At 58.7% G+C, this 26,052-nt stretch carries 20 protein-coding genes; 11 read left to right on the top strand and 9 right to left on the bottom strand.

Features of this window, described 5'->3' with window-relative positions; genetic code table 11:
* Positions 1-5: 5 nt before the first annotated feature.
* The 4 genes from FHT73_RS19305 to FHT73_RS19320 all read right to left on the bottom strand — a co-directional run bounded on the left by FHT73_RS19305 (position 6) and on the right by FHT73_RS19320 (position 5,439).
* A complete protein-coding gene (locus FHT73_RS19305) occupies positions 6-1,907 on the bottom strand; it encodes an ABC transporter substrate-binding protein (RefSeq protein ID WP_183713956.1) in 1,902 nt (633 codons plus the stop codon).
* A 195-nt stretch (positions 1,908-2,102) separates the two neighbouring features.
* Entirely contained in the window at positions 2,103-3,611 is a 1,509-nt protein-coding gene (locus FHT73_RS19310; protein ID WP_112603805.1) for an alpha-N-arabinofuranosidase, read from the bottom strand.
* 218 nt (positions 3,612-3,829) lie between these two features.
* On the bottom strand, positions 3,830-4,759 hold the full coding sequence (locus FHT73_RS19315) for an ArsR family transcriptional regulator (RefSeq protein ID WP_095436627.1): 930 nt from the start codon (positions 4,757-4,759) through the stop codon (positions 3,830-3,832).
* Between the two features lie 179 nt (positions 4,760-4,938).
* A complete protein-coding gene (locus FHT73_RS19320; RefSeq protein ID WP_112603807.1) occupies positions 4,939-5,439 on the bottom strand; it encodes an invasion associated locus B family protein in 501 nt (166 codons plus the stop codon).
* 362 nt (positions 5,440-5,801) lie between these two features.
* Here FHT73_RS19320 and FHT73_RS19325 point away from each other — a divergent pair, with 362 nt between their 5' ends.
* Entirely contained in the window at positions 5,802-6,824 is a 1,023-nt protein-coding gene (locus tag FHT73_RS19325; RefSeq protein ID WP_112411300.1) for an LLM class flavin-dependent oxidoreductase, read from the top strand.
* Between the two features lie 103 nt (positions 6,825-6,927).
* On the opposite strand, the gene cml is transcribed toward FHT73_RS19325, so the two are convergent.
* Positions 6,928-8,124, bottom strand: coding sequence for a CmlA/FloR family chloramphenicol efflux MFS transporter (cml, locus tag FHT73_RS19330; RefSeq protein WP_183713959.1), 1,197 nt, complete (start codon positions 8,122-8,124; stop codon positions 6,928-6,930).
* Positions 8,125-8,455: 331 nt separating this feature from the next.
* Between cml and FHT73_RS19335 the strand changes: the two genes are divergently transcribed.
* Positions 8,456-9,958, top strand: coding sequence for a globin-coupled sensor protein (locus tag FHT73_RS19335; protein WP_183713962.1), 1,503 nt, complete (start codon positions 8,456-8,458; stop codon positions 9,956-9,958).
* A 96-nt stretch (positions 9,959-10,054) separates the two neighbouring features.
* Here the strand turns inward: FHT73_RS19335 and FHT73_RS19340 are convergent, their stop codons facing one another.
* The gene (locus tag FHT73_RS19340) at positions 10,055-10,930 is read right to left on the bottom strand and encodes a LysR family transcriptional regulator (RefSeq protein WP_183713965.1); all 876 of its coding nucleotides are present in this window, start codon (positions 10,928-10,930) and stop codon (positions 10,055-10,057) included.
* 169 nt (positions 10,931-11,099) lie between these two features.
* Here FHT73_RS19340 and bla point away from each other — a divergent pair, with 169 nt between their 5' ends.
* The 4 genes from bla (at position 11,100) to FHT73_RS19360 (ending at position 15,806) form a co-directional block, all read left to right on the top strand.
* On the top strand, positions 11,100-11,993 hold the full coding sequence (bla, locus tag FHT73_RS19345; protein WP_183713968.1) for a class A beta-lactamase: 894 nt from the start codon (positions 11,100-11,102) through the stop codon (positions 11,991-11,993).
* 94 nt (positions 11,994-12,087) lie between these two features.
* Entirely contained in the window at positions 12,088-13,281 is a 1,194-nt protein-coding gene (gene ampC, locus FHT73_RS19350) for a class C beta-lactamase (protein ID WP_112603817.1), read from the top strand.
* A gap of 527 nt (positions 13,282-13,808) precedes the next feature.
* Complete coding sequence (locus FHT73_RS19355; protein ID WP_112337267.1) at positions 13,809-14,192, top strand: hypothetical protein; 384 nt, start codon at positions 13,809-13,811, stop codon at positions 14,190-14,192.
* Between the two features lie 396 nt (positions 14,193-14,588).
* On the top strand, positions 14,589-15,806 hold the full coding sequence (locus FHT73_RS19360; RefSeq protein WP_112603823.1) for an SfnB family sulfur acquisition oxidoreductase: 1,218 nt from the start codon (positions 14,589-14,591) through the stop codon (positions 15,804-15,806).
* Between the two features lie 82 nt (positions 15,807-15,888).
* Here FHT73_RS19360 and ftsZ read toward each other — a convergent pair whose 3' ends face one another.
* The 3 genes from ftsZ to FHT73_RS19375 form a co-directional block, all read right to left on the bottom strand.
* Positions 15,889-16,896 carry a cell division protein FtsZ gene (gene ftsZ / locus FHT73_RS19365; RefSeq protein WP_112415136.1) on the bottom strand — a complete coding sequence of 336 codons (1,008 nt, stop codon included), beginning with the start codon at positions 16,894-16,896 and terminating at the stop codon, positions 15,889-15,891.
* Positions 16,897-17,267: 371 nt separating this feature from the next.
* Positions 17,268-18,473, bottom strand: coding sequence for an acyl-CoA dehydrogenase family protein (locus FHT73_RS19370; protein WP_112603825.1), 1,206 nt, complete (start codon positions 18,471-18,473; stop codon positions 17,268-17,270).
* Positions 18,474-18,544: 71 nt separating this feature from the next.
* Positions 18,545-19,588, bottom strand: coding sequence for a substrate-binding domain-containing protein (locus tag FHT73_RS19375; RefSeq protein WP_183713971.1), 1,044 nt, complete (start codon positions 19,586-19,588; stop codon positions 18,545-18,547).
* A gap of 429 nt (positions 19,589-20,017) precedes the next feature.
* Here FHT73_RS19375 and FHT73_RS19380 point away from each other — a divergent pair, with 429 nt between their 5' ends.
* Genes FHT73_RS19380 through FHT73_RS19400 form a run of 5 tightly spaced genes read left to right on the top strand, consistent with a single transcriptional unit; the run spans position 20,018 to position 26,051 of the window.
* Positions 20,018-21,025, top strand: coding sequence for a sugar ABC transporter substrate-binding protein (locus tag FHT73_RS19380; RefSeq protein WP_183713974.1), 1,008 nt, complete (start codon positions 20,018-20,020; stop codon positions 21,023-21,025).
* A gap of 60 nt (positions 21,026-21,085) precedes the next feature.
* Positions 21,086-22,636 (top strand): sugar ABC transporter ATP-binding protein, encoded by a 1,551-nt coding sequence (locus tag FHT73_RS19385; RefSeq protein WP_183713977.1) that lies wholly within the window; start codon positions 21,086-21,088, stop codon positions 22,634-22,636.
* Positions 22,626-23,648 (top strand): ABC transporter permease, encoded by a 1,023-nt coding sequence (locus FHT73_RS19390; protein ID WP_183713979.1) that lies wholly within the window; start codon positions 22,626-22,628, stop codon positions 23,646-23,648. Before FHT73_RS19385 ends, FHT73_RS19390 begins: the two co-directional genes overlap by 11 nt.
* 21 nt (positions 23,649-23,669) lie before the next feature.
* Positions 23,670-24,629 carry an ABC transporter permease gene (locus FHT73_RS19395; protein ID WP_183714196.1) on the top strand — a complete coding sequence of 320 codons (960 nt, stop codon included), beginning with the start codon at positions 23,670-23,672 and terminating at the stop codon, positions 24,627-24,629.
* A gap of 36 nt (positions 24,630-24,665) precedes the next feature.
* Positions 24,666-26,051 (top strand): LLM class flavin-dependent oxidoreductase, encoded by a 1,386-nt coding sequence (locus FHT73_RS19400; RefSeq protein ID WP_183713982.1) that lies wholly within the window; start codon positions 24,666-24,668, stop codon positions 26,049-26,051.
* Position 26,052 lies beyond the last annotated feature (1 nt).

Below are 26,052 nucleotides of genomic sequence, written 5' to 3' on the forward strand. Positions count from 1 at the left end.
AGAAATCAGGGCTGTGCCGGCTTCAGCTTGACCATCATCAATCGGGAGTTCGCCCAATTGGGAACGGGGTCCGTATAGGGGTCGGCAATGGTCGGATAGCCTTTCCAGTAGGTCGTATCCATCGAGGTGAAGACGTTATAGGACATCAGCGGAATGGTCGGCATCTGCTGCGCGACCAGCTTCAGATAGTCCTTGCCAAGTTCGATGCCCTTCGGATCATCGGCGCTGACGCGGCGAATATTTTCAATGATCTTGTCGAGATCCGGATTGGACCAACGCTGCCAGTTGCGCGGTGCCTGGTTCTCACCCTTCTTGGCGACGAACTCCGAATGCCAGCTGTCAAGGAAGAAGGACAGATCGGGATCGCCGCCCCAGGTCTCGACGCTCCATGCAATCGCAACCTGATAGTTGCCGGGCTGTAATCCCGCCTGCCAGACGCTGGTGGAAGGAGCAGCTTTGGAATCGATCCCGAAGGCTGCCCATTGCTGGGCGATCAGAGTGCCCGCACGGGTAAAGACGGAGCGAGTATCGCCTTCGACCGTCAAACGGATCTTGAACGGCTGCCCTTCAGGCGTCATCCATTTGCCGCCCACCTTCTTGAAGCCGGCCTTTTCCAATAGCTCAGCGGCGGCCTGCGGATCGGGCTTCCACCAGCCGTAACCGAAGGCAGCACTGATGGCGGCCGGATCGGTCGGGATCTGATCCTTGTATTTCGGCTGCTTGCGCAGGATATCGGCGATTTGCTGGCCGATCGTAGGATCGTAGGGCTTTATCTTGCGCTTGCCGGTGTCAACTTCGAAATTCTTCAGCCAATCCTGCATCGGCGCCTGATAATCCGTCATGGCGATTGCCGTCGGCGGAACGCCGAGCGCGGAAAGCGTGGCCGCGCCACGATAGCTCGCCATATCGACAGCCTTGATATCGATGAGCAGTGCCAAGGCCCAGCGCACATCGGCATTCTGGAACAGCGGATCCTGATTGTTGAAGATCACAGCCGGTAGCGTCGGATCCGGATGGGCAAAGGGGAAGCCGGGGAACCAGCTGTCGACGGTCTTCGACTTTTCCTTCAGCGTGAACATGCCTTCCGGCGTGTTGTCGTGAATGATATCGAGATTGTGCTCGAGCTGCGCGATGGTACGCTTATCCGGCGGACCGGGATCGACATAGGTGACATATTTCGGGGCCGGTTCGCCGAAACGGCCAAGCGAGGTGCGCTGCCAGTCGTCGCGCTTCTCCCAGGTGTACCATTTGCCCTGCGGATCGAAAGCCTTCAGCTTGTAGGCGCCAAGCGAAACGGGATTGGCATTGTCATAGCGTACGGGATCAGCGACCTTTTCGAAGACATGCTTGGGCATGATCCAGGCGCCGTTCCAGCGAACGGTGAAGATGGCGTGGAAACGCGAGTTCGGCTTCTTCAACTTGAAGACGACCGTATAGGGATCCGGCGCCTCGACGCTTGCGACCTGAACCGAGAAGGCCGCGCTCCAGTTCATACCCGGATGATCCATCTGGGTCTTGACGGTGTAGACGACGTCATCGGCCGTGAATTCGACGCCGTCACTCCAATAAAGGCCCTTGCGCAGTTTCACCGTCATCTGGGTGAAATCGTCGTTATATTGCGGCTTGTCGGAAGCAAGTGAGTTGTCCCAGGCCGAGCCGCCCAGACCTTTCTCCGGATCGATGTACCAGAGCGTGTCCATGGTCAGCTGCTGGAGGCCGGTCGAAACGCCGCCGCCACCATTGACCCAGATGTTGAACCAGCCCGGATTCTTGATCGTTCCCTCAGGGTTTTCGACGATCAAGGTCTCCTTGCGGGGCAAAGAGGTATAGTCCTGAGCCTGGGCCGCCGCGATGAGGCCGAACGTGGCCAGCGCGACGCCGAAGGCAAGCTTCTTCCACTGCTTCATGATCTCCTCCCATTTTTATCGACTGCGCGGTACACTCAAGTGATGATGAGCAGGCCGCGATTTTCACCCCTTTTTCCCGGCCGGCCGCTCAAAACAGCGCGCGGCGGTCCGGGCCTGCAACGGGTCGTCAGCCGCCTCCTCGCGACTGTTCGACCGCTTTTAGTGCCGGGCGTATCGCCCCCCGGCGACACGGCGTCAGACCGCCAGCCGGATCACCGTGTAGGACAGCGGCTTCAGCGTGGCACGAAGCCGGCCATCCTCGATCTTGGCATCGCCCGTATTGGTCGGGACGACCGCGTTCGGATGCGCTGCAGTGTTGGTTGCCTGCAAATCGTTGTTGACGATTTCATGCTGTTCGACGACACGGGCTCCGGCAAAGCCTTCGAGACGTGTATCTAGATCGAGCGCGCTGTCGGGATGACGGTTGACGACAAACAGCGTAACCATCTTTCCCATTTCGTCGTGAACGGCCGACACATCGAGATAAGGCACGTCATCGGCCTCGTCGCTGTCATAGGTCGGACCATCCGTGACGAGGCGCAACGCATAACCGCGGCCATATTTCGAGGCGAAATAGAGCGGGTAGTAGATCGTCTGCCGCCATGCCGGGCCGCCATCCTCCGTCATGATCGGTGCGATCACATTGACAAGCTGGGCGATGCAGGCAATGCGAACGCGATCGGAGCGGCGAATGAAGGTGTTGAGAATGCCGCCGACCTGCAGCACGTCCTCGAAATTATAGACATCCTCCAGCAGATGCGGCGCATCCGGCCATTCGTCACGGGCGAGAATCTCCTTATCCTGCTGGTTTGAGTGATACCAGACGTTCCACTCGTCGAAGGAAATGCCGATCGTCTTCTTCGAGCGCTTCTTCGCCTTGATATAGTCAATGACACCGCCGATGGTGACGATATAGCGATCCAGCTTCTCGGCCTTTGCGAGATAGTTCAGCGTGTTCTTCTCGCGGTTGGCGAAATACATATGTAGCGAGATATGGTCGGCGCTGTCGTAGCACTGATCCAGAACCTGCGCTTCCCAATCGGGATAGGTCTTCATATCGGAATTGGACGAGCCGCAGACGACGAGTTCGAGCGATTTATCAAAGCCGCGCATGGCCTTGGCAGTCTCATCGGCCAGGCGTCCATATTCATAGGCGGACTTGTGACCCACCTGCCAGGGACCGTCCATTTCATTGCCCAGGCACCAGAGCTTCACCCCATGCGGATCGGCCCAGCCGTGCTTGCGCCGCAGATCCGACCAGTATGTGCCGCCTGGATGATTGCAATATTCAAGGAAGTTTCTCGCCGCATCCAGCCCGCGCGAGCCGAGGTTGACGGCAAGCATCGGTTTGGTATTGGCCTTCTTGCACCAATCGACGAATTCATTGACGCCGATCTGGTTGCTCTCCCGCGTCCGCCAGGCAAGATCGAGACGCACCGGCCGCTCGGACCGCGGCCCGACGCCATCTTCCCAATTATAGGCTGAAACGAAATTGCCACCGGGATAGCGGCAGTAGGGCGAGTTGAGCTCGCGCACAAGCTCAATCACATCCTTGCGAAATCCGTTCTCATCGGCGGCTGGATGGCCCGGCTCGTAGATGCCGCCATAAATCGCCCGCCCCAGATGCTCCAGAAAAGAGCTGTAAAGCCGATCATCGATGTCGGCAATTCGGAAATCACGGTGGACGATCACATGCGCCTTCACGGCCTTCCTCCCATATATATCAGATATTTCGTTCTTATACCTTGATCTTGATACACTTTTGGAAGGTCGTCAACGCATTCAAGACGGAAAATATCGCTAAAGCTATGGTAGCGACACTCACGAGATAACAAAATAAGTTTTAAATTCAGTGACTTATGAAAAATATGACTTGTCGGCATTTGGCTCCGATACGATATTATGTATCATAAATTACGATACTATTGAGCCAAATCGATGCGCATAAGGATATCGCGGCCATAGTTGCCGAAACCGCGGCCGAAAATATTGATGCCACCGGTGTTGCGCGCATCGTCGGCAATCCCGATCCGCAGGCGGATCGACGAATGCTGACTGATGGCAAGATCATCGATCGTCACATCGGAAGAGGCAACGCCGTCGATGAAGGTGCCCTTCTTGGAGATTCGCCAGGTCTTGAGCTTGCCGTATTGAGAGCCTTCGAGCTTCCACCAGCTTGGCGTAAAAGCCCCGCGCTTATCGCCATAATCGCCCGGAGACGTCCATGTGCCAACGGCGACGCCGTTGATCCACACAGTGATGTCGGACGGCCAGTCCGGATTGGTGCCAGGCACTTCGGACGAGAGCTCCATCGAGAATTCGATGGCATTGACGTTCCTGTTCAAGATCTTGGCATTGTTCGGGAATTTATACTCGACATGGCCACGCCCGAACCAGAGAAGACCTGCCTGCATGCGCTGCGGATCAAGGAAATAGTCGGGAACATCAAGCAGGCCAATGACGCCCTCGGTCGAGCACAGGCCACAAGGCGCATGCGTCTCGCAGCTCGTGTAGAGACCGATCGGCATGGCGACTTCGATCACGTCCTCATCATGCTTGAAGGCCTGATCCTCGAAGCTCAGCAGGATCTCATCGTAAAGCGCGGTACAGATCTTCTGGTAACCCTTGCGCGCCTTTGCAGCCTTGGTCTCGACAAGACCGGCCTCCTCCAGGATCATGATACCAGTCGCGACGGTCGATTGCGGCAGATCAAGCTCCCGGGCGATCTCGTTGACATTCAGCGAGCCCCTTGCGCAGAGCAGCTTCAACATATCGACACGTGCCGGCGCCGATAACGCCCGGAAAACCGCAGCGTTCTCACCCGCATAAATTGTCAGAAAGCCGCGCTGCATAAAATCCTGAATTCCCCATCAATAGATTTCATTTATATCAGGATTTTTGATTTCACAAGAGATATTACTCGAGATGCTCCGGCCTAGCGCCTTCTCCACGCAATGAGAAGACGCCAGCCAGCTCGCGGGCTATACAACTTGGCGGGACGGAATCCTAGATCGCCGCTCAGCCTCCAGTTTTACCGGCATGTCTCTATCCGCTTCAAGGCAGCGGTAATGCCTGACAGCGAGTAGGAATAACTCGTCTCGGTGCCTCGCTTAGAGGTTGCCTGCAGTTGCAACTGCGCACCGCCTTTCATGGCGTTGACCATGGTCGGCTCCTGCGATTCGTTTTTTACCCAGCCGTGCCGGTCTTTCGTAAACATCGGAAATGTCTTGTCGCCGACCGTCGCCGTCATCTGAGCACCGTCTTTCAGGTCATAGCCCATCGCGGCCTCCGGAACCAATTTATCGCCGGGAGACAGACGCGAGACGATGAAGAAATTGTCGCCATGGTCGACACTGGCGGGCTGCTGCGCAACCGGCCTCGATAGAACATAGCAATTCACATTGTCGCCGGACTTATAAGAATATGCGCCCCAATGATCGAATTGATCGATACGGACGGGCACTTCCGCATGCGCGATACCGGCGCTGAATGCGACGAAGACCAGAGCGGGGGCGAAATTTCTTGCAAACATGGTTTCCTGCCATTTCTTGTTTCAAGGACATTGAAAGCGAGAGATGCACTCACACGCACGGCAGTTTCGGTGCGGTGCGTTATCTGATTGTTAATGTCTTCGTTAAAATTTGTTCATGTTAGGAAACGCGCAGGAAACCATATACGGGAAGAACACAACCCCGTCGGCATTGACGATCAGTTCACAGATTGCGCTGTTCCATCCGCTGCATCCATGCACATATAGCCGCCTGAACCTACGGCTTTTGCAAGCCATGCCATGAAGACGCAAGCGAGCGGCAGCTTTGACGTGCCGGTTTCTGTATGGACATGCGTGATGCAAAATCAGGCCGTGCTAACCGGATATAGTAATAGGACTGCACCATGAAGAAGATCGGTTTCCTTTCATTCGGCCACTGGACGCCCTCGCCCCAGTCGCAAACCCGTTCAGCTGCCGATACGCTGCTGCAATCGATCGACCTCGCCGTGGCGGCCGAACAGCTGGGTGCGGACGGCGCCTATTTCCGAGTGCATCATTTCGCACGTCAGCTTGCCTCACCCTTCCCACTGCTGGCAGCTGTCGGCGCCAAGACCAGCCGCATCGAAACCGGCACTGCCGTCATCGACATGCGCTATGAAAATCCTTTCTACATGGCCGAGGATGCCGGCGCTGCCGATCTTATCGCCGGCGGCCGGCTGCAACTCGGCATTAGCCGCGGCTCGCCCGAACAGGTAATCGACGGGTGGCGCCATTTCGGCTATGCCCCAATGGAAGGCGAAAGCGATGCCGATATGGGCCGCAGGCATACGGAAGTGCTGCTCGATCTGCTGCGCGGCGAAGGCTTCGCACAGCCCAACCCTCGGCCAATGTTCCCCAACCCGCCAGGCCTGTTGCGCTTGGAACCCTATTCCGAGGGCCTGCGCGAGCGGATCTGGTGGGGTGCCGGCTCCAATGCCACGGCCGTATGGGCCGCGAAGCTCGGCATGAACCTGCAGAGCTCGACGCTGAAGGATGATGAAAGCGGCCTACCCTTCCACGTCCAGCAGGCCGATCAGATCAGGCTCTATCGCGAGGCCTGGAAAGAAGCCGGGCACAAACGCGAGCCGCGAGTTTCGGTTAGCCGCAGCATCTTCGCGCTGGTGAACGATCTCGACCGCGCCTATTTCGGCCAGAGCGGCAAGGATGCTGACAAGATCGGCTTCATCGATGAAAAGACACGGGCCATTTTCGGCCGCAGCTATGCCGCAGAACCGGATGTGCTGATCGAGGAGTTGGCAAAGGACGAAGCCATCGCCGCGGCCGACACCCTGCTGTTGACGGTGCCGAACCAGCTTGGGGTCGACTACAACGCCCATGTCATCGAGAGCATCCTGACGCATGTCGCACCGGCATTGGGGTGGCGCTAGGAGGGTTCTGAAACAGGACGAGACAAAACTGACCGCCCGCGAAGCTCACCTTCGCGGGCGGTCGTTTCAGATTTTACCACGTGAAGGGCGCATGCTTGGCGGATCAAGCCAAAGCGTAGTGACGCCGCAGCCTATGAAGTGCTGCCAATACCAGCAGCGCCATGACAGCGGAGAAAGCCACAAGCGGCCATGCGCTATCGCCATCCAGTGCGGTGATCGCCAGCGTCCCGACGAGACTCACAATCAGGCTCTGAATACAGAAATAGAACGCCACCGCCGATCCGGCGATATCGCCGAACTCCGCCAACGCCCCATTCGCCGTAACCGATCCCGCAAAGACGATGCCGACCGCCATGATCCACATCGGCAGCACGAAGCTTGCGAAGGACGGCACTCCGTAGAGTTGGCCAAGCGCAAGAGCTGCCGCACCGATAAGAAGCAGTCCCATGCCCCGCGCAACACAGCCTGCGACACCCCATCTTTCGACAAACCATCCGGCGAAGCGTGCCGCCGCAATCATCACGACGGCAACCGTTGCAAAGGCAATGCTGAAACCGAGTTCCGAGTAGCCGGCCCTGCCGATCAGCACGCGGGGAGCGGTCGAGAAGAATACGAAGAACGTCCCCATTCCCGCGCTGAAGGCAAGCGTATAGGTCCAGAACGGCCGACTTCTGAAGATCGGCCAGATTGACCGGCGCGGCCCGGTCGAGCCTTGGGGCCCTGTTTCATGCCACCTCGCCATAGCGTGAAAGGTGGCGGCCAACGCCAGAAGCGAAAGCAATATAAAGATGGCACGCCAACCCCACCGATCGGCAATCATGGCACCGGCTATGGGGCCGAGCGCCGGCACGAAGGAGAGTATCGATCCGAACGTGGCATAGATAATGGCCTGCTCCGGGCGATTGCCATAGACATCCCGCACGGTCGCGAAGGTCGCGACCAAGGCTGCCGACGCGCCCATGGCCTGCAGCAGGCGGCATAGAACGAAGATGGGAGCGCTCCATGACAGGGCCGCTCCGAGAGAGGCGACGGCAAACAGAAGCGCGCCGCAAAGCAGGATTGGGCGGCGGCCGAGACGATCCGAAAGCGGGCCGAACACCACCTGCCCGAGACCGAGCATAATCATATAGAGGCTCAGTGTCAGCTGGATCATAGCAGGCGTCGTGTTAAAGATGCCAGGCATCGACGGCACGACGGGAAGGTAGATATCCATGGCCAGCGAGGCGAGGATGTCAAAAGGCGCCATCAGCAGCAGTGCCGCCGGCAGCGAGTAAGCCCAGGACGGGCGTATGTCAGACATGAAAAAATTCCGCTCGAAAGAGAGTTCGGGCGGCGCCTGCCACTGGTATCAACGGGAATGAGTTCGACAGCACGCCGCAACAACAAAAAGCTGTTGCGGCTTATTTATCTGCTGACTTGGAATTCCCCATGCCGATGGCCTCGTGGCGAGATACGTGATGGCGACAGCGTTTAGCAGATGACATCGAACCGAGCAATATGTTGCGACGGGCATGGTCGCAGCCACCACATTCAATGCTGTCGGTCGCGCATCGAAAATGAGGTGAAAATCTAATGATTTTTTAACCATGATCGTGCCCTAACTACTTGTAATTTCTTTCTTGGAGCAGATTATGGTGCGCGCATCGAAAATGGACGAGTTGAACGATAGGCTCAACTTTGTTGGACTGGGACAGGATGCCAGGCAGGCTCTGGCAGAGCTGCAGCCGACTATCGAATCCGCCGTCAAAGGCTCTCTCGACACCTTTTACGAGAAGATCACCAAACATCCGGCGATGTCGAAATTCTTTTCGTCGCAACAGCATGTACACCACGCCAAATCCAAGCAGCAGGACCATTGGAAGACGATCGCGTCAGGCAAATACGGACCCGATTATGTCGAAGCGGTCTCGGCGGTGGGCAGGACCCATGCCCGCCTCGGCCTCGAGCCGCGCTGGTATATTGGCGGCTACGCCTTGATCCTCGAAGGGATGGTGCGATCGATCGTCGCACAGCAGCTCAATGGTTTCATGCAGCGCAAGCATGAACAAGCCCTCTCACGGCGGCTGTCGGCGATCGTCAAGGCCGCCCTCGTCGACATGGATTACGGCATTTCGGTTTACCTGCAGGTGCTCGCCGATGAGCGCGACCGCGCGGAATCCGAGCGGGCTGCTGCCCAGCGCGAGCAGGAACGCGCGCTTAACGCACTCGGCATAGCGCTGAACGGCCTTGCAAACGGCGACCTGACGGCTGATATCACAGAAGCCCTTTCGGCCGAATTCGAGGTCTTGAAGAGCAACTATAACGAGTCGCTCGCATCCCTCGGCACTGCAATGCAGCGCATCGAAGATTCAGTGACCCGCGTTCGCGACGAAGCCGGTTCGATCTCGTCTGCGGCTGACAACATGGCAAGGCGCACGGAACAGCAAGCCTCTGCCCTTGAAGAAAGTGCCGCTGCGATCGACCAGATCACCACGATTTCCGAACAGACCGCTGAGCGGACGCGCGAGGTTCAGGCAATCGTCAAGGAATCCGCCTCGGAGGCGGAACGCTCGCGCGAGGTCGTGCAGCAGGCCGTCTCCGCCATGGGCGATATCGAAACCTCGTCGCGCAAGATGACAGATATTATCTCCGTCATCGATGACATCGCCTTCCAGACCAACCTTCTGGCTTTGAACGCCGGCGTCGAGGCGGCGAGAGCGGGCGAACAGGGCAAGGGCTTCGCCGTCGTCGCCCAGGAAGTCCGCGAATTGGCGCAGCGTTCGGCGACCGCCGCAAAGGAAATCAAGGATCTCATCGACAGATCATCCAACGATGTGCGTCGCGGCGTGGAGCTGGTCAACCGGACCGACGAGGCACTGGCCCTAATCGGCAACCAGGTCGCCTCCATCGACAGGAATGTCGGTGCAATCGCCCGTTCGGCGCAGGAACAGGCCGTCGGCATCAGCGAGATCAATTCCGCCGTTCGCAACATGGATCAGATGACCCAGCAGAATGTTGCGCTAATGGAAGAGACGAATGCCTCGACGCGACACCTCGCCGATATCAGCAACGAGCTCGCCGGTCTGGTCGGACGATTCAAGACCGTGCGTTCGGGAACGCGGACCGGGGCCGTCAGGCTGAAACTCGCAAGCTGAAACAGTTGCCGCACACCGCAATCATCCGCATTCCAATTGCCACTTATTCCAAACGGCTCCGGATATGAACCCGGGGCTGTCTTCAACTATACAGCCTCACGGCATCTCCTCGACTTCAGCCAACAGCCATTGGCGAAACACCTTCATGGACGCCGTCTCCGCTCGCGATTTCAAGCGCGTCAGCCAGTAGCTGCCGGTCATTGCGGTAATCCGGAACGGCTGCATGATCCTGCCGGCTTCGATATCATGGGAAAACATGGCGACCGGCACCAACGCGACACCGACGCCGCGTGCTGCAGCCTCCACCAGCGTCAGCGACGAATCGAACATCCAGCCACGAAGATGCGGTGGCGGCAGGCCCGCCGCCCTGAACCAGAGCGACCATTCATCGACCCGATAGGATCGCAACAGTTCGACATCGACGAGATCGGCAGGCGTACGCAATCGCGCGCCGATATCCGGCGTGCAAACTGGGGAGAGTGGCGCATCCATAAGATGGATCGCCTCGGTTCCATGCCATGCACCGTCACCGAAGCGCAGGAAGAAATCCAGTCCGTCGAGCACCATGTCGGCTCGGTTGTTGTTGGTCTTCAGGCGCAGATCGACATGGGGATGCTGCGCCTTGAAACTGCCGAGGCGCGGCAGGAGCCAGCCGATCGCGAAAGTCCCGACGACGCCGACCGTCAGGATCTCGGCGAAATTCCCCTCCTCCAACTGGCTGAGCGTGGCGCTCATGCGGCGGAAGGCGTCCGTCAGCACCGGAAGCAACGCATGCCCCTCGTCGGTCAGCGCGAGGCCCCGTGGCAGGCGCTTGAAGAGGGTCACGCCCAGCACGTCTTCCAACGCCTTGACCTGATGGCTGATCGCCGTCTGCGTGACCCGAAGCTCCAGGCCAGCCCGAGTGAAGCTGCCATGCCGCGCCGAGGCCTCGAAAACCCGCAGCGCGTTCAGCGGCAGTTGGGAAATGTCCATTTGTGTCCTAAGGCCAAGTTTTTCTCATGTCTAAGCCCAGAATTGATCGTTTGTCTAGGGCAGAAACCAGAGCCATAGTCTGCCTCGCACGGTGATTTGCCAGACCCCAATGACGTCCACGGGCTGATAGGCGCTCCGTTGCCCAACGCAAAATCGAAGTGGAAACAAGATGACGATCTTATTGTCGCGCCGGCAAAGCCTTGCCGGCAGCTTGCTTGCGCTGCCTGTACTGGCAGGGCTGAGCTCGGTTGGACGTACTGCAGACGATAATACAGGCGAGGCGCAGCTTGCCGCGCTCGAAAGCAAGCATCCAGGCCGCATCTGTGTCAGCATTCTGGACATGGCAAGCGGCAGGCGCATCGAGCACCGCGCCGGCGAGCGCATTCTCATGTGCAGCACGTTCAAGGCGCTGGCGGCAGCTCTCGTGCTTGCTCGCGTCGACAAGGGAGAAGAGAAGCTCGACCGACGCATTCATTACAAGAAGAGCGATCTCATCGACTATTCTCCGACCACCAAACCCAATGCCGGAGAAAATGGCATGACCGTTGGCGAACTTTGCGCAGCGGCCGTGACGCTCAGCGACAATACCGCGGCCAATCTGCTGCTCGCGAGCTTTGGCGGCCCGGAGGCAATTACGACCTTCTGCCGCAGCATAGGCGACGAGATCACCCGCCTCGACCGCACCGAGCCCACGCTGAACTATCACGACACACCGAACGATGAGCGCGACACGACGACAGCTTCGACGATGCTGGAAAACCTGCAGCGGCTTCTGTTCACCGATGTGCTGACGCCCGCCTCGCGATCGCAGCTCGCGGCCTGGCTGATCACCAACAAGACGGGCGACGCCCGCCTGCGCGCCGGGCTTCCGAAGGATTGGCTGGTGGGCGACAAGACCGGAACAAATGGCAACAAACACGGCAATGCCAACGACATCGCGGTGCTATGGCCAACGAAGCGCGCGCCCATCATCGTGACGGCCTATTGCGAGATCCCCGCCATCGCAGCTGACGAACGCAACGCCATCATTGCCGAAATCGGCCGCATTGCCGCGGCGATCTGAGAACATACGCCCCGGATAACAACCGCCACCAATCATCACCTCTTTTTCGACCGTACGATCCTGCACGGTCGATCATCACAATGAGGATATCATTTTGAATATACGTACCAATTCTTTGCAGAAGATCGGCTTCGTCGCCAGCTGCCTTTTCTATGGCGTCGGCGCACAGGCTGCCGACGGCAATGACCAAGATCGGCTGGAGCGGGCCGTCAACGAGATCGTCCGCCCGCTGATGAAGGAAAACGATGTGCCGGGCATGGCGATCGCGCTGACCGTCAAAGGCAAGCGTTATGTCTTCAACTATGGCGTCGCCTCGAAGGAGAGCGGCCAGAAGGTGACGAGCGACACGATCTTCGAGCTCGGCTCTATCAGCAAGACCTTTACGGCAGCGCTCGGCTCCTACGCTCAAGTCCGTGGAAAACTGTCCTTTTCCGACAAGGCGACGAAATATATGCCGGAACTTGCGGGCAGCAGCTTCGACAGGATCAGCCTGCTCGATCTCGCCACATACTCGGCAGGCGGTCTGCCACTGCAGTTTCCCAGCGACGTGACGGATCAGGACAAGATGGTTGCCTATTATCGCAAATGGCATCCCACCTTTGCGCCCGGTACGTATCGGCAATATTCCAATCCCAGCATCGGCCTATTCGGTTACCTGGCAGCGCAGGCCGTCGGAGAGCCGTTCGATACGCTGATGCAGGAAAAAATTCTTCCTGGTCTTGGCCTCCGTCACACCTATGTCCGCGTTCCACCGGCTGAGATGGCCAATTATGCCTATGGCTATTCCAAGCAGGGCAAGCCGATCCGCGTCAACGGCGGCGTTTTCGATACGCAGGCCTATGGCATCAAGACTACCAGCTCCGATATGCTTGCCTTTCTTGAAGCGAATATGGGCGAAGCAAAGCTCGACGATAAGCTTCAGCAGGCAATCGACGCGACGCATGTCGGCTATTACCGTGTCGACAACACGACGCAGGCGCTCGGTTGGGAGATCTATGCCTATCCAACGACGCTTGCCCGGCTGCTTGCCGGCAATTCGTCAGACATGGCATTTGAGCCCCATAAAATCAGCCGGCTCGACCCGCCTCAGCAGCCGCGCAAGGATATCCTGCTCAACAAGACGGGCTCAACGAACGGTTTTGGCGCATACGCGGCCTTCATACCGGCCAGACAGGTCGGCATCGCTTTGCTTGCAAACAGGAATTTTCCGATCCCCGCGCGCGTCGCGGCAGCCTACAAAATCCTGACAGCCGTCGAGGACATGCAGGGATCCAATGCGGTCCAGTAAAGAGCTGCTATGAGGATTTAATTGCTTCAACAAACGGCCGGCCTTGCGAAATATCGAGGCCGGCCACCGTCATTTATCGATTGCCGGAAGACCGTCGCGCGGCAACACCAGCTTGGGAGGCTTCCGTTCCGTTGAAGAATTCCTGCAGAAGGCGGGTAATGCGCTCTGGTGGTGTACCCTTTGCATATTCTTCCTGCATCCGGCGTCTGACCAATATTTCTAAGACTGACATGTCTTTCACCTCATATATCCGGCGCAAGGAAAATGTCGCTCTCAATGGCGCGGGAGGCAAGTTACAGTTTTTTCATGATCTTAGCGGCGCGACCGAAGAAGCTCTGATCTTGCCGGTATCGCGTTCCACCCGAAGCGGAGTTTACCGAAGCGTGATCAATCTGCCACTTGCCAAATCCCGGCTCATCGTAGAATTGAAAGCGGCCAATCGGTCGGTTGTTTGCGCTTCCTTAACTTCCGTGCTTTAGCGGGCCACACCCCGACCATTGGATGATGTCGCCTGCAAGGAATGAATAATGCCCATAAAAAAAAGCTCCGCCTCTGACGTTTTCCAGCGCAAGATTTCAGATTTTTGCGATCTGCGGCTCAAGCCGCTGCTTCAGCCGCGTAGCTTCGAGAATATCAAAGGCTTCATGATCGGCCTTATCGTTTTCCAATCGCGCCCTCCTCTCCGGGCAGGACGTGTGGATTTCCAGGAAATAGCCTCTCTCTGCGGCATGGACGAGGAAATGAGCCCCGAGTTCAAACGGGCCGCCCAGCCCGGCTTCGATGCGATTCTTCGCTGGCTTGGGGCGCCGAAAACCAGCACGGCACGGAAGCCCCCCGTCGCCACGAAGCTCCCTTTAAGAGTTCCCGCCAAGCCTATTTCTGCACGGCCTCTGCGTCGTATGGCTTCCTAAAATGAACTGCGTACCGGCCATGATGGCCGGTACGTCCTTTATCTGCCTCGTCGGCAGAACACAAAACCCCACACAGCTTCGAGTACCGATCCAATCGGCAACGCCGGCAGGCAGGACGCAGCCCCATCTCGTCCGCGACCGGTTTTGTTCCGACGCGACGAGTGGTTGGCGTCCGCCGAATGCTTTGAAGACCGGCGAACCGGGCGTGACAGCTGGGTAAGATTGGCGAGACTGTCGATGCTTACCAATGTGGATATATCTTCAGGCAGCAATTGACTATCAATTCTATAGAGAAAGGAATGAAGAAGCGACGACCTCTTCAAAAATGAAATGCCTTTTCTCGAAGACCAGCTTTTAATGCGGCATCGTGGCGCCAAATGAAATCGGAGCCCGCCCATGAACGCGCAACTGCACCATATCAACGCCACGCATCCTGAGGCCACCTTGCTGGAGACCGAACAGCAGGCGCTGGCCGTCGCGCAGGAGCTGGCCCAGCGTTTTGCCGCCACCGCCTCGGAGCGCGATAGCGAGAGGCTGCTTCCCTTTGCCGAGATGGATGCGCTGGCACAATCCGGGCTCTTGGCAATTACGGTTCCCGAGGAGTATGGCGGCCTGGATGTCTCCAATGCCACCTTGGCGGAGATCACGGCGACACTCGCCCAGGCCGACGGTTCGATCGGACAGATTCCGCAGAACCACTTCTACATTCTTGAAGCCTTGCGCGTCGATGGTTCGGAAGATCAGAAGCGCTATTTCTTCGGGCGCGCATTGGCCGGCGATCGCTTCGGCAACGCTCTTTCCGAGCGCGGCACGAAGACAGTCGGGCACTATGATACGCGTATCACCCGCGATGGTCCGGGCTATCGCATCAATGGCCGCAAGTTCTATTCGACGGGCGTCCTCTTCGCCGATTGGGTCACTGTCTTTGCGCTCGACGAAGCCGACAAGCTGGTCATGGCCTTCGTCCCGAAGGGAACGGAAGGCATCGAAATCATTGACGATTGGGATGGCTTCGGGCAGCGCACGACCGGCAGCGGCACCACGGTCCTCAACAATGTCTATGTGAATGCCGACCATGTCGTTCTTCACCACAAAGGCTTCGAACGGCCGACGACGATTGGCTCCGTCGGCCAGATCATTCATGCCGGCGTCGATCTCGGCATCGCTCGGGCAGCCTTTGCCGAAACGCTTGATTTCGTGAAGACCCGATCGCGCCCCTGGATGGATAGCGGTGTAGAGCGGGCGAGCGACGATCCGCTGACAATCGCCAAGGTCGGGCAGATCGCCGTCCGGCTGGAAGCTGCTACCGCGACCGTCGAGCGCGCCGGCCGCAAGGTCGATGCCGCCCAGGTCGAGACAACAGAAAAGAGGGTGGTCGAGGCGACGCTCGCGGTGGCGGCCGCAAAGGTGCTGACAACGGAAATTGCCATCGAAGCGAGCAACACCTTGTTTGAGCTCGCCGGCACGGCCTCGGTCAAGCTCGATCTCAATCTCGATCGCCACTGGCGCAATGCCCGCACGCATACGCTCCACGATCCGGTTCGCTGGAAATATCACGTCGTCGGCAATTATCACCTCAACGACGTCATCCCGCCGAAAAACGGCGCGCTTTAACGGATAGACGAAAGCCCCGTCGCCGGCGACGAGGCTTTCACATAATCAAAAGCACAGATCCACAGCGCCACGCTGAAGCCAATTAGTGCCGATCCATATTGGTTTCCATGGGCTGACCGGCTGACATCGCGAGACTTTCCAGACCGGTTGCAACGACCGATACCCTGAATACCCCGTCGAGAGTCTTGTCGAAGATGGCACCGACGACGATATCGGCATCCGCAAAGACTTCGTCGCGGATGCGGCTGGCGGCCTCATCGACCTCGAACAGCGTCATGTCCGTTCCGCCGGAAATGGAGATCAGCACGCCGCGCGCGCCCTTCATGCTCATGTCGTCCAGAAGCGGATTGGAGACTGCGGCATCTGCCGCTTTCAATGCGCGGCCCGGTCCTGAAGCTTCGCCCGTTCCCATCATCGCACGTCCCATTCCCCGCATCACGGATTTGACATCGGCGAAGTCGAGATTGATGAGACCTTCCTTGATGATCAGGTCCGTGATGCAGCTGACGCCCGCATAAAGGACGCGGTCCGCAGTCACAAAGGCGTTTGCGAAGGTGGTCGTGGCGTCCGCAATGCGAAACAGGTTCTGATTGGGAATGACGATAACGGTGTCCGCACTTTCGCGCAGTCGCTCGATGCCCTCGTCAGCCGTGCGCATGCGCCGGTTGCCCTCGAACGTGAAGGGCTTGGTGACGACACCGACCGTGAGGATGCCCGCCTGCCGCGCGACCTGAGCGATGATCGGCGCGGCGCCCGTACCGGTGCCGCCGCCCATTCCGGCCGTCACGAAGCACATATGCGTGCCCTGGAGATGATCCATGATCTCATCGATGGATTCCTCGGCGGCGGCTCGTCCGATTTCCGGCAGGGAGCCTGCACCGAGGCCCTCCGTCACCTGTGCGCCAAGTTGAATGCGCCTGGTCGCTTTGGACGTCGCAAGCGCCTGCGCATCCGTGTTTGCCGCGATGAATTCAACGCCCTGAAGTTGTTGCGCGATCATATTGTTGATCGCGTTGCCGCCGCCACCGCCGACACCGACGACAGAAATCTTCGGTATCACCCCGGAAAGTGGTGCGCGCGTGTCAGCCATGAAGGACTCCATTGGATCGATTTCATTCTCAATCGAGATCGCCTGCCCTTCTGGAGGTTGAAAACGATTCGTGAGCGAAGAGATCCTAATGAGGAACGTGTGCGGATTGCGGCATGCGCCGGCAACCCTCCACAGAATAATGAGTTGAGCACAGGATTTGTAAGCCGGATATTGAAACATCAATCATCCAGCTGCGTGAAGGCCACAATCGGCAAGCCTGCTTGAAGCTGTGGTGTGCTCCAACCCTGGCCCACACCACACCAGATATAAATGACGCTGACCGATCTTGAGTACAGGTGGAGTCAGCACCCGCGCAGCGCAGATTATGAGCCTATGCCCTTTTTAGACTGCGCCACGTCCTCGCCCTCGTGTCAGCTGTAGAGACTGACTTCAGGAATCCGGTCGTTCAAAACGAATTCGCCAACTTCCTTGGCCTTGTAGAAGACCGGATCGTGCAGCGTGTGCGTCCGTACATTGCGCCAGAAGCGGTCGAAACGATATTTCTCCGCGGTCGAGCGCGCTCCGGTGAGTTCGAAGACGCGCGAGGTGATATCGAGTGAAACATGGGTCGCATGCACCTTCGCCGCATAGGCTTCGGCTGCTGCCTCGCCGCGCTCGCGTGCCGTTGCCCTGCTTCCTCCCGCAAGCGCCTCCTGCACCGTTGCCGCAGCGCTGTCGGCCAGCGCAGCGGAAGCCTTCAAGGCCGCAGTGAACTCGCCGACACGCTCGAGAATATAGGGATCGTCCGATGCACGTTCGACGCCGGATGTGACCCACGGTCGAGTCGTGCTGCGGACATAGTCGACCGCCTCTCGCAAAGCGCCTTCAGCCGTGCCGAGATAGAAGTTCACGAAAACGAGCTGAATGAGGGGTGTGTTGAAGGTTGCGAGCACCGGCGCTTCGCCGCCGACGGTTGCCGCCCTATCCAGATCCTCTTCGTAGACGGGAAAATCGTGGAATTCGACGCTGCCGCTGTCCGACAGTCTCTGGCCGAAATTGTCCCAATCGTCATTAGCCTTGTAACCCGCCCGATTGGTCGGAACGGCAAAACCGACGATCCCATCATCAAGAGCGGCATTGGCGTTGATGTAATCCGACACGTGGGCGGCGGTGGAGAAGGATTTGCGGCCGTTCAGGACATAGCCATTGCCGCGGCGCGTCAATACGAGGCCCGGATCGCGCGGATTGACGGCAGCACCCCAGTAGAGGCTGTTTGCCACCGTCTTGTTGCCGAGCTCCTGCGCACGCGCCTCCTCGAAGGCCCAATAGACATATTGGCTGTTGACGTAGTGATAGCCGAGAAGCTGGCCAATGGAGCTTTCGCCGCGCGCAAGGATGCGCACCAACCGCAAGCCATCCACCCAATCGAGGCCGCCGCCGCCAACCTGCGCAGCATGCAAGGCGTTCAGCAAGCCCGCATTCTTCAGCTTGACGATTTCGCCGAGCGGTGGACGACCTTCGCGATCAAGTTCTGGAGCGCGCTTGGAAAGATCGGCGGCAATCTCTTCCGCTCGGGCAAAAAGGTCTTCCCGCGTGGCGTTTCGACTGCCCGCAAAGACGACGTTGGACTGACTCATTATATGAACTCCGGTTCATGGACGTAGTCCGGCGAGATTAAGAAATTCTCGCCGGGATCGTGGACAGCTGCTTAGAAAAGCTTCTCCGGTATCCAGCTGGCGGTTACCGCGTCGCTCGTGTTGAAAGCAGGAACTTTCTTGGCTAGTTCCTCGATCGTCCGGACATTGGCGGCGCGAAGTCCCTCCTGCGTCAGCAGCGTCGGCTTGACGGTGATCTGATGCGGAACCTCTTGGCCCGCCACCTGCAAAGCGGCGGCTCGGATGGAAACCGCACCGACGACGGCTGGATTGGTCGCCACCGTCGCAACCCACGGGCTACCCGGTTCGGTTATTTCCTGAATGTCGGCCGTCGATACGTCAGCGGAATAGATCTTCAGCCTGCCCGTGATGCCGAGATCCGTCGCGGCAAGCTTCACGCCGCGCGCGAACTCGTCATAGGGTGCGAAAACGACTGATATGTCGGGATTGGCCGTCAGCGCCGCCTTTGCCTGGTCCGCAGTCGAGGTCGCCGTCGTATCGCTGACATTGCCGAAGCGAGCCTTTTCAACAACCCCTGCATTCTGCTTCTTGAAAGCGTCCCAAACCTCATTGCGGCGATCGAGCGGCGCAAAACCCGCTACATATACATAACCTGCCTTGAAGCTGCTGCCGTTGTCCTTGACGGCCTGCTTCAGGGCAAGATCGGCAAGCTCATGATCGCTCTGCTCGACCTGGGGGATCTTGGGATTGTTGAGATTGACGTCGAAGGCAACGACCTTGATGCCCTTGTCGAGCGCCTGCTGAACGACATCGCCGAGAGATTCCGGCAGGCCGTGATCGATAACGATGGCGGAGACACCAAGATTGATTGCCTGGAGGATCTGTTCGCGCTGCGCAGCCGCATCCTGGCGGCCGGGGAAGACGCGCAGATCGATGTCGAGCACCTTTGCCTGAGCTTCCGCCCCGGCCTGATAAGCCTGGAAGAAGTCGCCGGCCGATATGTAGCTGATCAAGGCGATCTTCACGCCGCCCTTATCAAAGGGGGCGGGAGCGCCACTCACACCGCCAGCCAGCGCAGCCTGCGTAAGAAGAAGAGGAACAACGGCCGTTAGGGCAAGCCGTGTGAGAAATTTCATTGTCGCGATCCTCACGATCAATCGGAAGCGTCGTCTGACGGAATGATGACCCTGCGACGCATGCAATTATTTAGATATAAACTCTATGTTTTTAGTAGATTAAATCATCTGATTTTACCCGCCTTCGGAGATTCTTTGTTCGCGATGGGAAGGCTTGGCGGCAAGGGCTTGCCTAAAAGATCGCGCAATCTCGCGGGCAGTCCACGCGGGTCTATGGCTGAGGGGCGATAGATCGGCATTCGAAAAAGTGACCATAAAGCTAACGATCATTACGCGGGCTGTGGAAACCCGATCTGTACATTAGAAAGGCAGATGACGGAAATTTCCCATGCACCGTCAGTTTTGGAAAAACGTTCCTCCCTTAAATCATTTAAATCTACCTATTTTATATTCTATTGGCATTTATGAATTGCTGGAGAGGATGCTTTCATGACCAAGGGACAGACGACCGGCCTAGGACGCCGGGATATTCTTAAACTGACGGCGGTTGCCGGAACGGCGCTCGCGGCTTCGAGCATTCTGTCGAAGACCGCCGCTGCTGCCGACGACGCATTGTCGTTGAAAGGCAAGCGGATCGCTATCAGCGCGACGGGAACCGACCACTATTTCGACCTGCAGGCCTACAATGCGCAGATTGACGAGGTGAAACGGCTGGGCGGCACGCCGATCGCCGTCGATGCCGGTCGCAATGACGGCAAGCTCGTCTCGCAGCTGCAGACGCTGATTGCGCAGAAGCCGGACGCCATCGTCCAGATCCTCGGCACGCTGAGCGTCATCGATCCCTGGCTGAAGAAGGCCCGCGACGCCGGCATTCCCGTTTTGACCGTCGATGTCGGCTCGACCAATTCGATTAACAACACCACATCGGACAATTGGGGTATCGGCAAGGACCTGGCGCTGCAGCTCGTCTCCGATATCGGCGGCGAAGGCAATGTCATCGTCTTCAACGGCTTTTATGGCGTGACGCCCTGCGCAATCCGCTACGACCAGCTCGTCAATGTGGTCAAATACTTCCCGAAGGTGAAGATCATTCAACCAGAACTTCGGGATGTCATTCCGAATACGGTTCAGGACGCCTTCACGCAGATCACCGCCATCCTGAACAAATATCCGGAGAAGGGCTCAATCAAGGCGATCTGGTCGGCCTGGGACATTCCCCAGCTCGGCGCCACACAGGCGCTCGCGGCCGCCGGACGTACCGAGATCCGCACCTACGGTGTCGACGGCAGCCCGGAAGTGCTGCAACTCGTTGCGGATCCCAATTCGCCAGCCGGGGCCGATGCAGCCCAGCAGCCGGCGGAGATTGGCCGTACCGCGATCCGCAATGTCGCCAAGCTGCTTTCGGGACAGACGCTGCCACGCGAAACCTATGTTCCTGCCCTCTTGGCAAACAAAAGCAATGTCGCCGACGTGATCAAGACGCTCGGCATCGGCTGACGTGCAAACCGGCGATGCGGATTTCCCGCATCGCCTCTCGAAAGGCGAAGGGCCTCTTTCATGACCGCAGCCGAGCATGCGACCAAAGCAGACAACACGTCGCACATCCTGCGCTTCGACGGCATCGTTAAACGTTTCGGCGGTGCGCTGGCGCTGGCCGGAGCGTCGCTTGCCATCAGGCGCGGCACCGTCCATGGGCTTGTCGGCCAGAACGGAGCGGGCAAATCCACCTTGATCAAGCTGCTGGCAGGTCTGCACACCCCGGATGAGGGACGGATCGAGATCGAGGGGCAGGTGTATGAGCGCCTGGCGCCGCATCTGTGCGAAGAGCTCGGCATTCATTTCATCCATCAGGATCGGCTGCTGGTGCCGACCTTCACTGTCGGAGAATCGCTTTTTCTCGGGCGAGAGACCCGCCTCGGCAAGACGCCTTTCCTCGACCGCAGCGCCATGCAGCGGCGGGCCGCGGAACTCCTTGCCAATTATTTCGGCGTCGATTTGCCGAAGAACGCGCTGATCAGCGAACTGTCGACAGCGGAACGGCAGATCGTCCAGATCACCCGTGCGCTGCTGCATAAGCCGAAGATTCTCGTTTTCGATGAGCCGACCGCAGCGCTGGTGCGCCAGGAAGCTGAGATCCTGTTCCGCCTCATCCGCCGCCTGCGCAGCGAAGGCGTGACCATTATCTACGTCTCGCATTATCTCAATGAAATTGAGGCCTTGTGCGACGATGTTACGGTTCTGCGCAATGGTATCGATGTCGCTTCTCTGAGGGCAAGCGAAATCTCGGCAGGCAAGATTGCCAACCTGATGGTCGAACGCGATATCGCCGACATGTTTCCCAAGCGGCAGGTCGAACTAGGGAATGAGATACTCAGAGCCACGAATCTCTCGGCAACAGACCGCTTTCACGATGTCAGCCTCTCACTGCGTCGCGGCGAGATCCTCGGCATTACGGGCTTGCTCGGCTCGGGGGCAAAGGATCTGGTTCGCACCCTCTTCGGGTTGCAGGCGGCAACAGGTGGGACGATCGATGTCGATGCGCGTGGCCTGAAGCTGCGCACCCCGGTCGAAGCCGTCGATCATCAGATCGCCTTGGTGCCGGAGGATAGGCGCGGCCACGGCGTAGGCCTGGAGCTCAGCGTCCGTGAAAACATCACACTGTCGAGCCTGAGCCGCTATACCCGTTTCGGCTTTCTCAACCGCAAGCGAGAAAGCGCCGACGCCGACGAGCTGATCAAGCGGCTGCAAATCAAGACGGCTGGGCGCGAGGTACTGGTGCGGACACTCTCAGGCGGCAACCAGCAGAAGGTGGCGATTGCCAAATGGCTGAGCCGCCGATCGGAAATCTACCTGCTCGACGAGCCGACCGTCGGCGTCGATATCGGCTCGAAGGTCGAAATCTACACATTGATCGGCGAGCTTGCCGCCCGCGGTGCCGGCGTAATCGTGCTGTCTTCGGATCTTCAGGAGCTTGTCGGCATCACCGACAGGATCCTTGTGCTGTTTCGCGGTCGCGTGACGCGCGACCTCATCTCCTCCGAGACGACGACGGACGAAGTTCTGTCGGCATCGACCGGTGCCTTGGAAGGATTGCGCCATGTCGGCTGACGTTCAATTTGCCTCCCTACCCGAAACTTCGACGACAAAGGCGTCGCCGGCCAGCGGCAAGCTTGCCGCTGCCGCCGCCTTGCGGTTCGGTTCGTTGCTTGCCTTCGCAGCCATTCTGGTGATTTTCGCGGCGACGGCGCCCTATTTTCTGACGGTCGGCAATATCGGCAACGTGCTCGGACAATCAGCCATCTCGGGTGTTCTTGCCATCGGCCTCACGATCGTCCTGATCGCCGGCGGCTCCAATGTCGTCACCGGCGGCATCGATCTCTCGCTTGCCGCCAATATGGGGCTCAGCGCCGCAGTTTACGCAACCCTCATCCAGCTCGGCTTCAGCGATGTGGTCGCCGCGGCGGCTGCACTGGCCACCGGGCTGGCGATCGGCATCGTCAACGCGCTGGCGATCGTTTTTGCGGGCATTGTGCCGTTGCTCGCGACGCTTGCCGTGATGAATGTGGTCGCGGGGCTAGAGCTGGTCCTGACGCAGAATACCGTGCTTCCGGCCTCGACAGACCTTCTCACCGCACTTTCATCGTCGGACGGGTTCGGCATTCCGATCCTCGCCTATGTGCTGATCGGCTTTACCATTATCGCCACGGCGATTGTGCAATTCACCCCGCTTGGCCTCAGGCTTTATGCCGTCGGCGAGTTTCCCGAGGCCGCACGCGCCGCCGGCCTGCCGTTGAAGAGCCTGATTGCGGGGGCGTTCGTAGCCAGCGGGTTCTGCGGCGGCATCGCTGGCATCCTCTCCGTCGCCTATCTCAGCGGTAGCACCACCGGCTCCGGCGAGATGCTGCTTCCCGTCGTCGTCACCGCATTGCTCGGCTCGGTGTTTTCCCGCCGGCTCGTGCCGACCATCGGCGGCACGCTGATCTCGACGCTTTTTGTCGGCTTTCTCATCAATGGCTTCCAGTTGCTCAACCTCCCGAGCACGCTGGTCAGCGGCGTTCAAGGTCTTCTGATCCTCATCGTGGTTTCGGCCACCACACTGCTTCGCAAACGGGAGATCTGAACCGTGATCGCTGCCATTGCCATGATACGATCATTCGCTGGCCTTGCCCGCTATGGGCTCATCGTCGCCCTCGTGCTCGTCTTCTCGCTGTTTTCGACCGTGGCGCCGACATTTCTCAGTGTCGGCAATCTGCAGAGCATTCTTGTCAACAACTTCACCCTGCTTGCCATTGTCTCGATCGCCATGACTTTTGCCGTTGCAGCCGGCGGCATCGATCTCTCGGTAGGGACGGCCGTCGATTTCGCAAGCTTTGCCTTCGTCTCCGGCATATTGGCTGGTCTACCGGTGCCGCTCGCCGCCCTGGCGGGCCTTGGCGCGGGAGCATTGGTCGGCGCCTTCAATGCCATCCTGATTTCGGCAATCGGCGTATCGCCATTCCTCGCAACGCTCGGAACGCTATTCATCGGCCGCAGCATTCAGCAACTCCTGACGGATGGCGGCAATCCGGTCTATCTGCCGCCCTCCGGTGTTCCCGCAGCATTCCGCTTTATCGGGCATGGAACGCTTGTTGGCTTTCCGGTGCCGCTTCTGATTGCGGCCGTCATTATCGCCGCAGCAGCACTGCTATTTGCCCGCATGCGCTTCGGCCGCGTTGTGCTTGCGATCGGCATTCAGCCGCGCACCGTTCGTTATTCGGGCATCGGTCTCGCAAAGCATGTCGCTGTGACCTTTATCCTTGCCAGCACGATTGCCGCTTTTGCCGGCCTGATCCTGACAGCGACCGTGACGGTTTATATCCCCTCTTCCGGCAACGGCTTCATGCTGAACGCCATTGGGGCCACTTTCATCGGCACGACCTTTTCGTCGCTGGGGCGGCCGAACGTCGCCGGCACGGTGCTTGGCGTTCTGCTTTTGAGCATCGTCGCCAACGGCCTGCTGCTGACGGGCCTGAATTTCTACTGGCAGCAGGTCGGCACCGGTCTGCTGATCTTCGCCGTGCTCACCTTCAGCTTCGTCAACAAGAAAGCGGTTGGCGCCTGAGCGCCGACCGAACGATACAATCGCAGGAATAGCAAGATGACACGCGAAATCAGGCTCAATGCCTTTGACATGAACTGCGTCGGACACCAGTCACCAGGCCTATGGCGCCATCCGCGGGACAAATCCTGGACCTACAAGGATCTCGATTATTGGGTTCATCTGGCGAAGACGCTGGAGCGTGGCAAATTCGATGGCTTGTTCATCGCCGATGTGCTCGGGGTCTATGACGTATTGAACGGCAATGTCGATGCGGCCTTGCGCCATTCGGCGCAGGTGCCGGTCAACGATCCGCTGCAGCTCATCCCGACCATGGCCTATGAGACGGAGCATCTCGGCTTCGGTCTGACAGCTTCGCTTTCCTTCGAGCATCCCTACACATTCGCGCGGCGCATCTCGACGCTCGATCATCTGACGAAAGGGCGCGTCGGCTGGAATATCGTCACCTCCTATTTGAACAGCGGCGCGCTCAACATCGGCCAGTCTGCACAAACGCAGCATGACGACCGCTATTCCCTGGCCGAGGAATATCTCGAAGTCTGCTACAAGCTGTGGGAGGGTAGCTGGGAAGACGACGCAGTCATTCGCGACCGCGAGAGCGGCATCTTTACGAGACCGGAAAAAGTCCACCCGATCCGCCATTCCGGCAAGCATTTCAGCGTGCCCGGCATTCATCTCAGCGAGCCGTCGCCGCAGCGTACCCCCGTGCTTTACCAGGCGGGCGCCTCCAGCCGCGGCAAGGATTTCGCCGGTGCACATGCCGAATGCATTTTTGTCGCGGCACCTTCGAAGGCAGTCCTGAAGCGCTATGTCGCCAATGTTCGCGAGGCAGCCGAGCGCATCGGGCGCAATCCCCGCGAAATCCTTTCCTTCAATCTACAGACAGTGATCCTGGGCGAGACCGATGCAGAGGCGCAGCGCAAGTTCAACGAATACCGTCAATATGTTTCGCTCGAAGGGGCGCAGGCGCTGATCTCCGGTTGGACCGGCATCGATTTCGGCCAATTCTCAGCCGACGAGGTGCTGCGCCATCGCTATACCAATGCAGTGCAATCGGCCGTCGAGACCTTCACCACCATCGATCCGGACAAGGAATGGACGGTGCGCGAAATGGCCGATTGGGTCGGCATTGGCGGCTTCGGCCCGGTCTTTGTCGGCTCGCCACAGACGGTTGCCGACCTGATGCAGGAATGGATCGAGGATACCGACGTCGACGGCTTCAATCTCGCCTATGCCGTCACCCCCGAAAGCTTCGAGGATGCCGTCGATCTTCTGGTGCCGGAACTGCAGAAGCGCGGCGTCTACAAGACCGAGTATCGCACAGGCACCTTGCGCGAGAAGCTTGGCGGCAGCGGACCCCGGCTTGCAGTCCCGCATCCAGCAACCGGCTATCGCAATCTTGGCGAAGCCAACGCTCTTCCCTGAC

Origin of the sequence: Rhizobium sp. BK098 (assembly GCF_014193155.1) — a bacterium.
Classification (GTDB): Bacteria; Pseudomonadota; Alphaproteobacteria; order Rhizobiales; family Rhizobiaceae; genus Rhizobium.

What these genes read in the sequence shown, in the direction of transcription:
- FHT73_RS19355 (WP_112337267.1), top strand. Translation starts at nt 13,809, where the DNA reads ATGCCCATAAAAAAAAGCTCCGCCTCTGACGTTTTCCAGCGCAAGATT.
- FHT73_RS19325 (WP_112411300.1), top strand. Translation starts at nt 5,802, where the DNA reads ATGAAGAAGATCGGTTTCCTTTCATTCGGCCACTGGACGCCCTCGCCC.
- FHT73_RS19380 (WP_183713974.1), top strand. Translation starts at nt 20,018, where the DNA reads ATGACCAAGGGACAGACGACCGGCCTAGGACGCCGGGATATTCTTAAA.
- FHT73_RS19370 (WP_112603825.1), bottom strand. Translation starts at nt 18,473, where the DNA reads ATGAGTCAGTCCAACGTCGTCTTTGCGGGCAGTCGAAACGCCACGCGG.
- ftsZ (WP_112415136.1), bottom strand. Translation starts at nt 16,896, where the DNA reads ATGGCTGACACGCGCGCACCACTTTCCGGGGTGATACCGAAGATTTCT.
- FHT73_RS19400 (WP_183713982.1), top strand. Translation starts at nt 24,666, where the DNA reads ATGACACGCGAAATCAGGCTCAATGCCTTTGACATGAACTGCGTCGGA.
- FHT73_RS19335 (WP_183713962.1), top strand. Translation starts at nt 8,456, where the DNA reads ATGGTGCGCGCATCGAAAATGGACGAGTTGAACGATAGGCTCAACTTT.
- FHT73_RS19340 (WP_183713965.1), bottom strand. Translation starts at nt 10,930, where the DNA reads ATGGACATTTCCCAACTGCCGCTGAACGCGCTGCGGGTTTTCGAGGCC.
- FHT73_RS19375 (WP_183713971.1), bottom strand. Translation starts at nt 19,588, where the DNA reads ATGAAATTTCTCACACGGCTTGCCCTAACGGCCGTTGTTCCTCTTCTT.
- FHT73_RS19360 (WP_112603823.1), top strand. Translation starts at nt 14,589, where the DNA reads ATGAACGCGCAACTGCACCATATCAACGCCACGCATCCTGAGGCCACC.
- FHT73_RS19385 (WP_183713977.1), top strand. Translation starts at nt 21,086, where the DNA reads ATGACCGCAGCCGAGCATGCGACCAAAGCAGACAACACGTCGCACATC.
- cml (WP_183713959.1), bottom strand. Translation starts at nt 8,124, where the DNA reads ATGTCTGACATACGCCCGTCCTGGGCTTACTCGCTGCCGGCGGCACTG.
- FHT73_RS19315 (WP_095436627.1), bottom strand. Translation starts at nt 4,759, where the DNA reads ATGCAGCGCGGCTTTCTGACAATTTATGCGGGTGAGAACGCTGCGGTT.
- FHT73_RS19390 (WP_183713979.1), top strand. Translation starts at nt 22,626, where the DNA reads ATGTCGGCTGACGTTCAATTTGCCTCCCTACCCGAAACTTCGACGACA.
- FHT73_RS19320 (WP_112603807.1), bottom strand. Translation starts at nt 5,439, where the DNA reads ATGTTTGCAAGAAATTTCGCCCCCGCTCTGGTCTTCGTCGCATTCAGC.
- bla (WP_183713968.1), top strand. Translation starts at nt 11,100, where the DNA reads ATGACGATCTTATTGTCGCGCCGGCAAAGCCTTGCCGGCAGCTTGCTT.
- FHT73_RS19395 (WP_183714196.1), top strand. Translation starts at nt 23,670, where the DNA reads ATGATACGATCATTCGCTGGCCTTGCCCGCTATGGGCTCATCGTCGCC.
- FHT73_RS19305 (WP_183713956.1), bottom strand. Translation starts at nt 1,907, where the DNA reads ATGAAGCAGTGGAAGAAGCTTGCCTTCGGCGTCGCGCTGGCCACGTTC.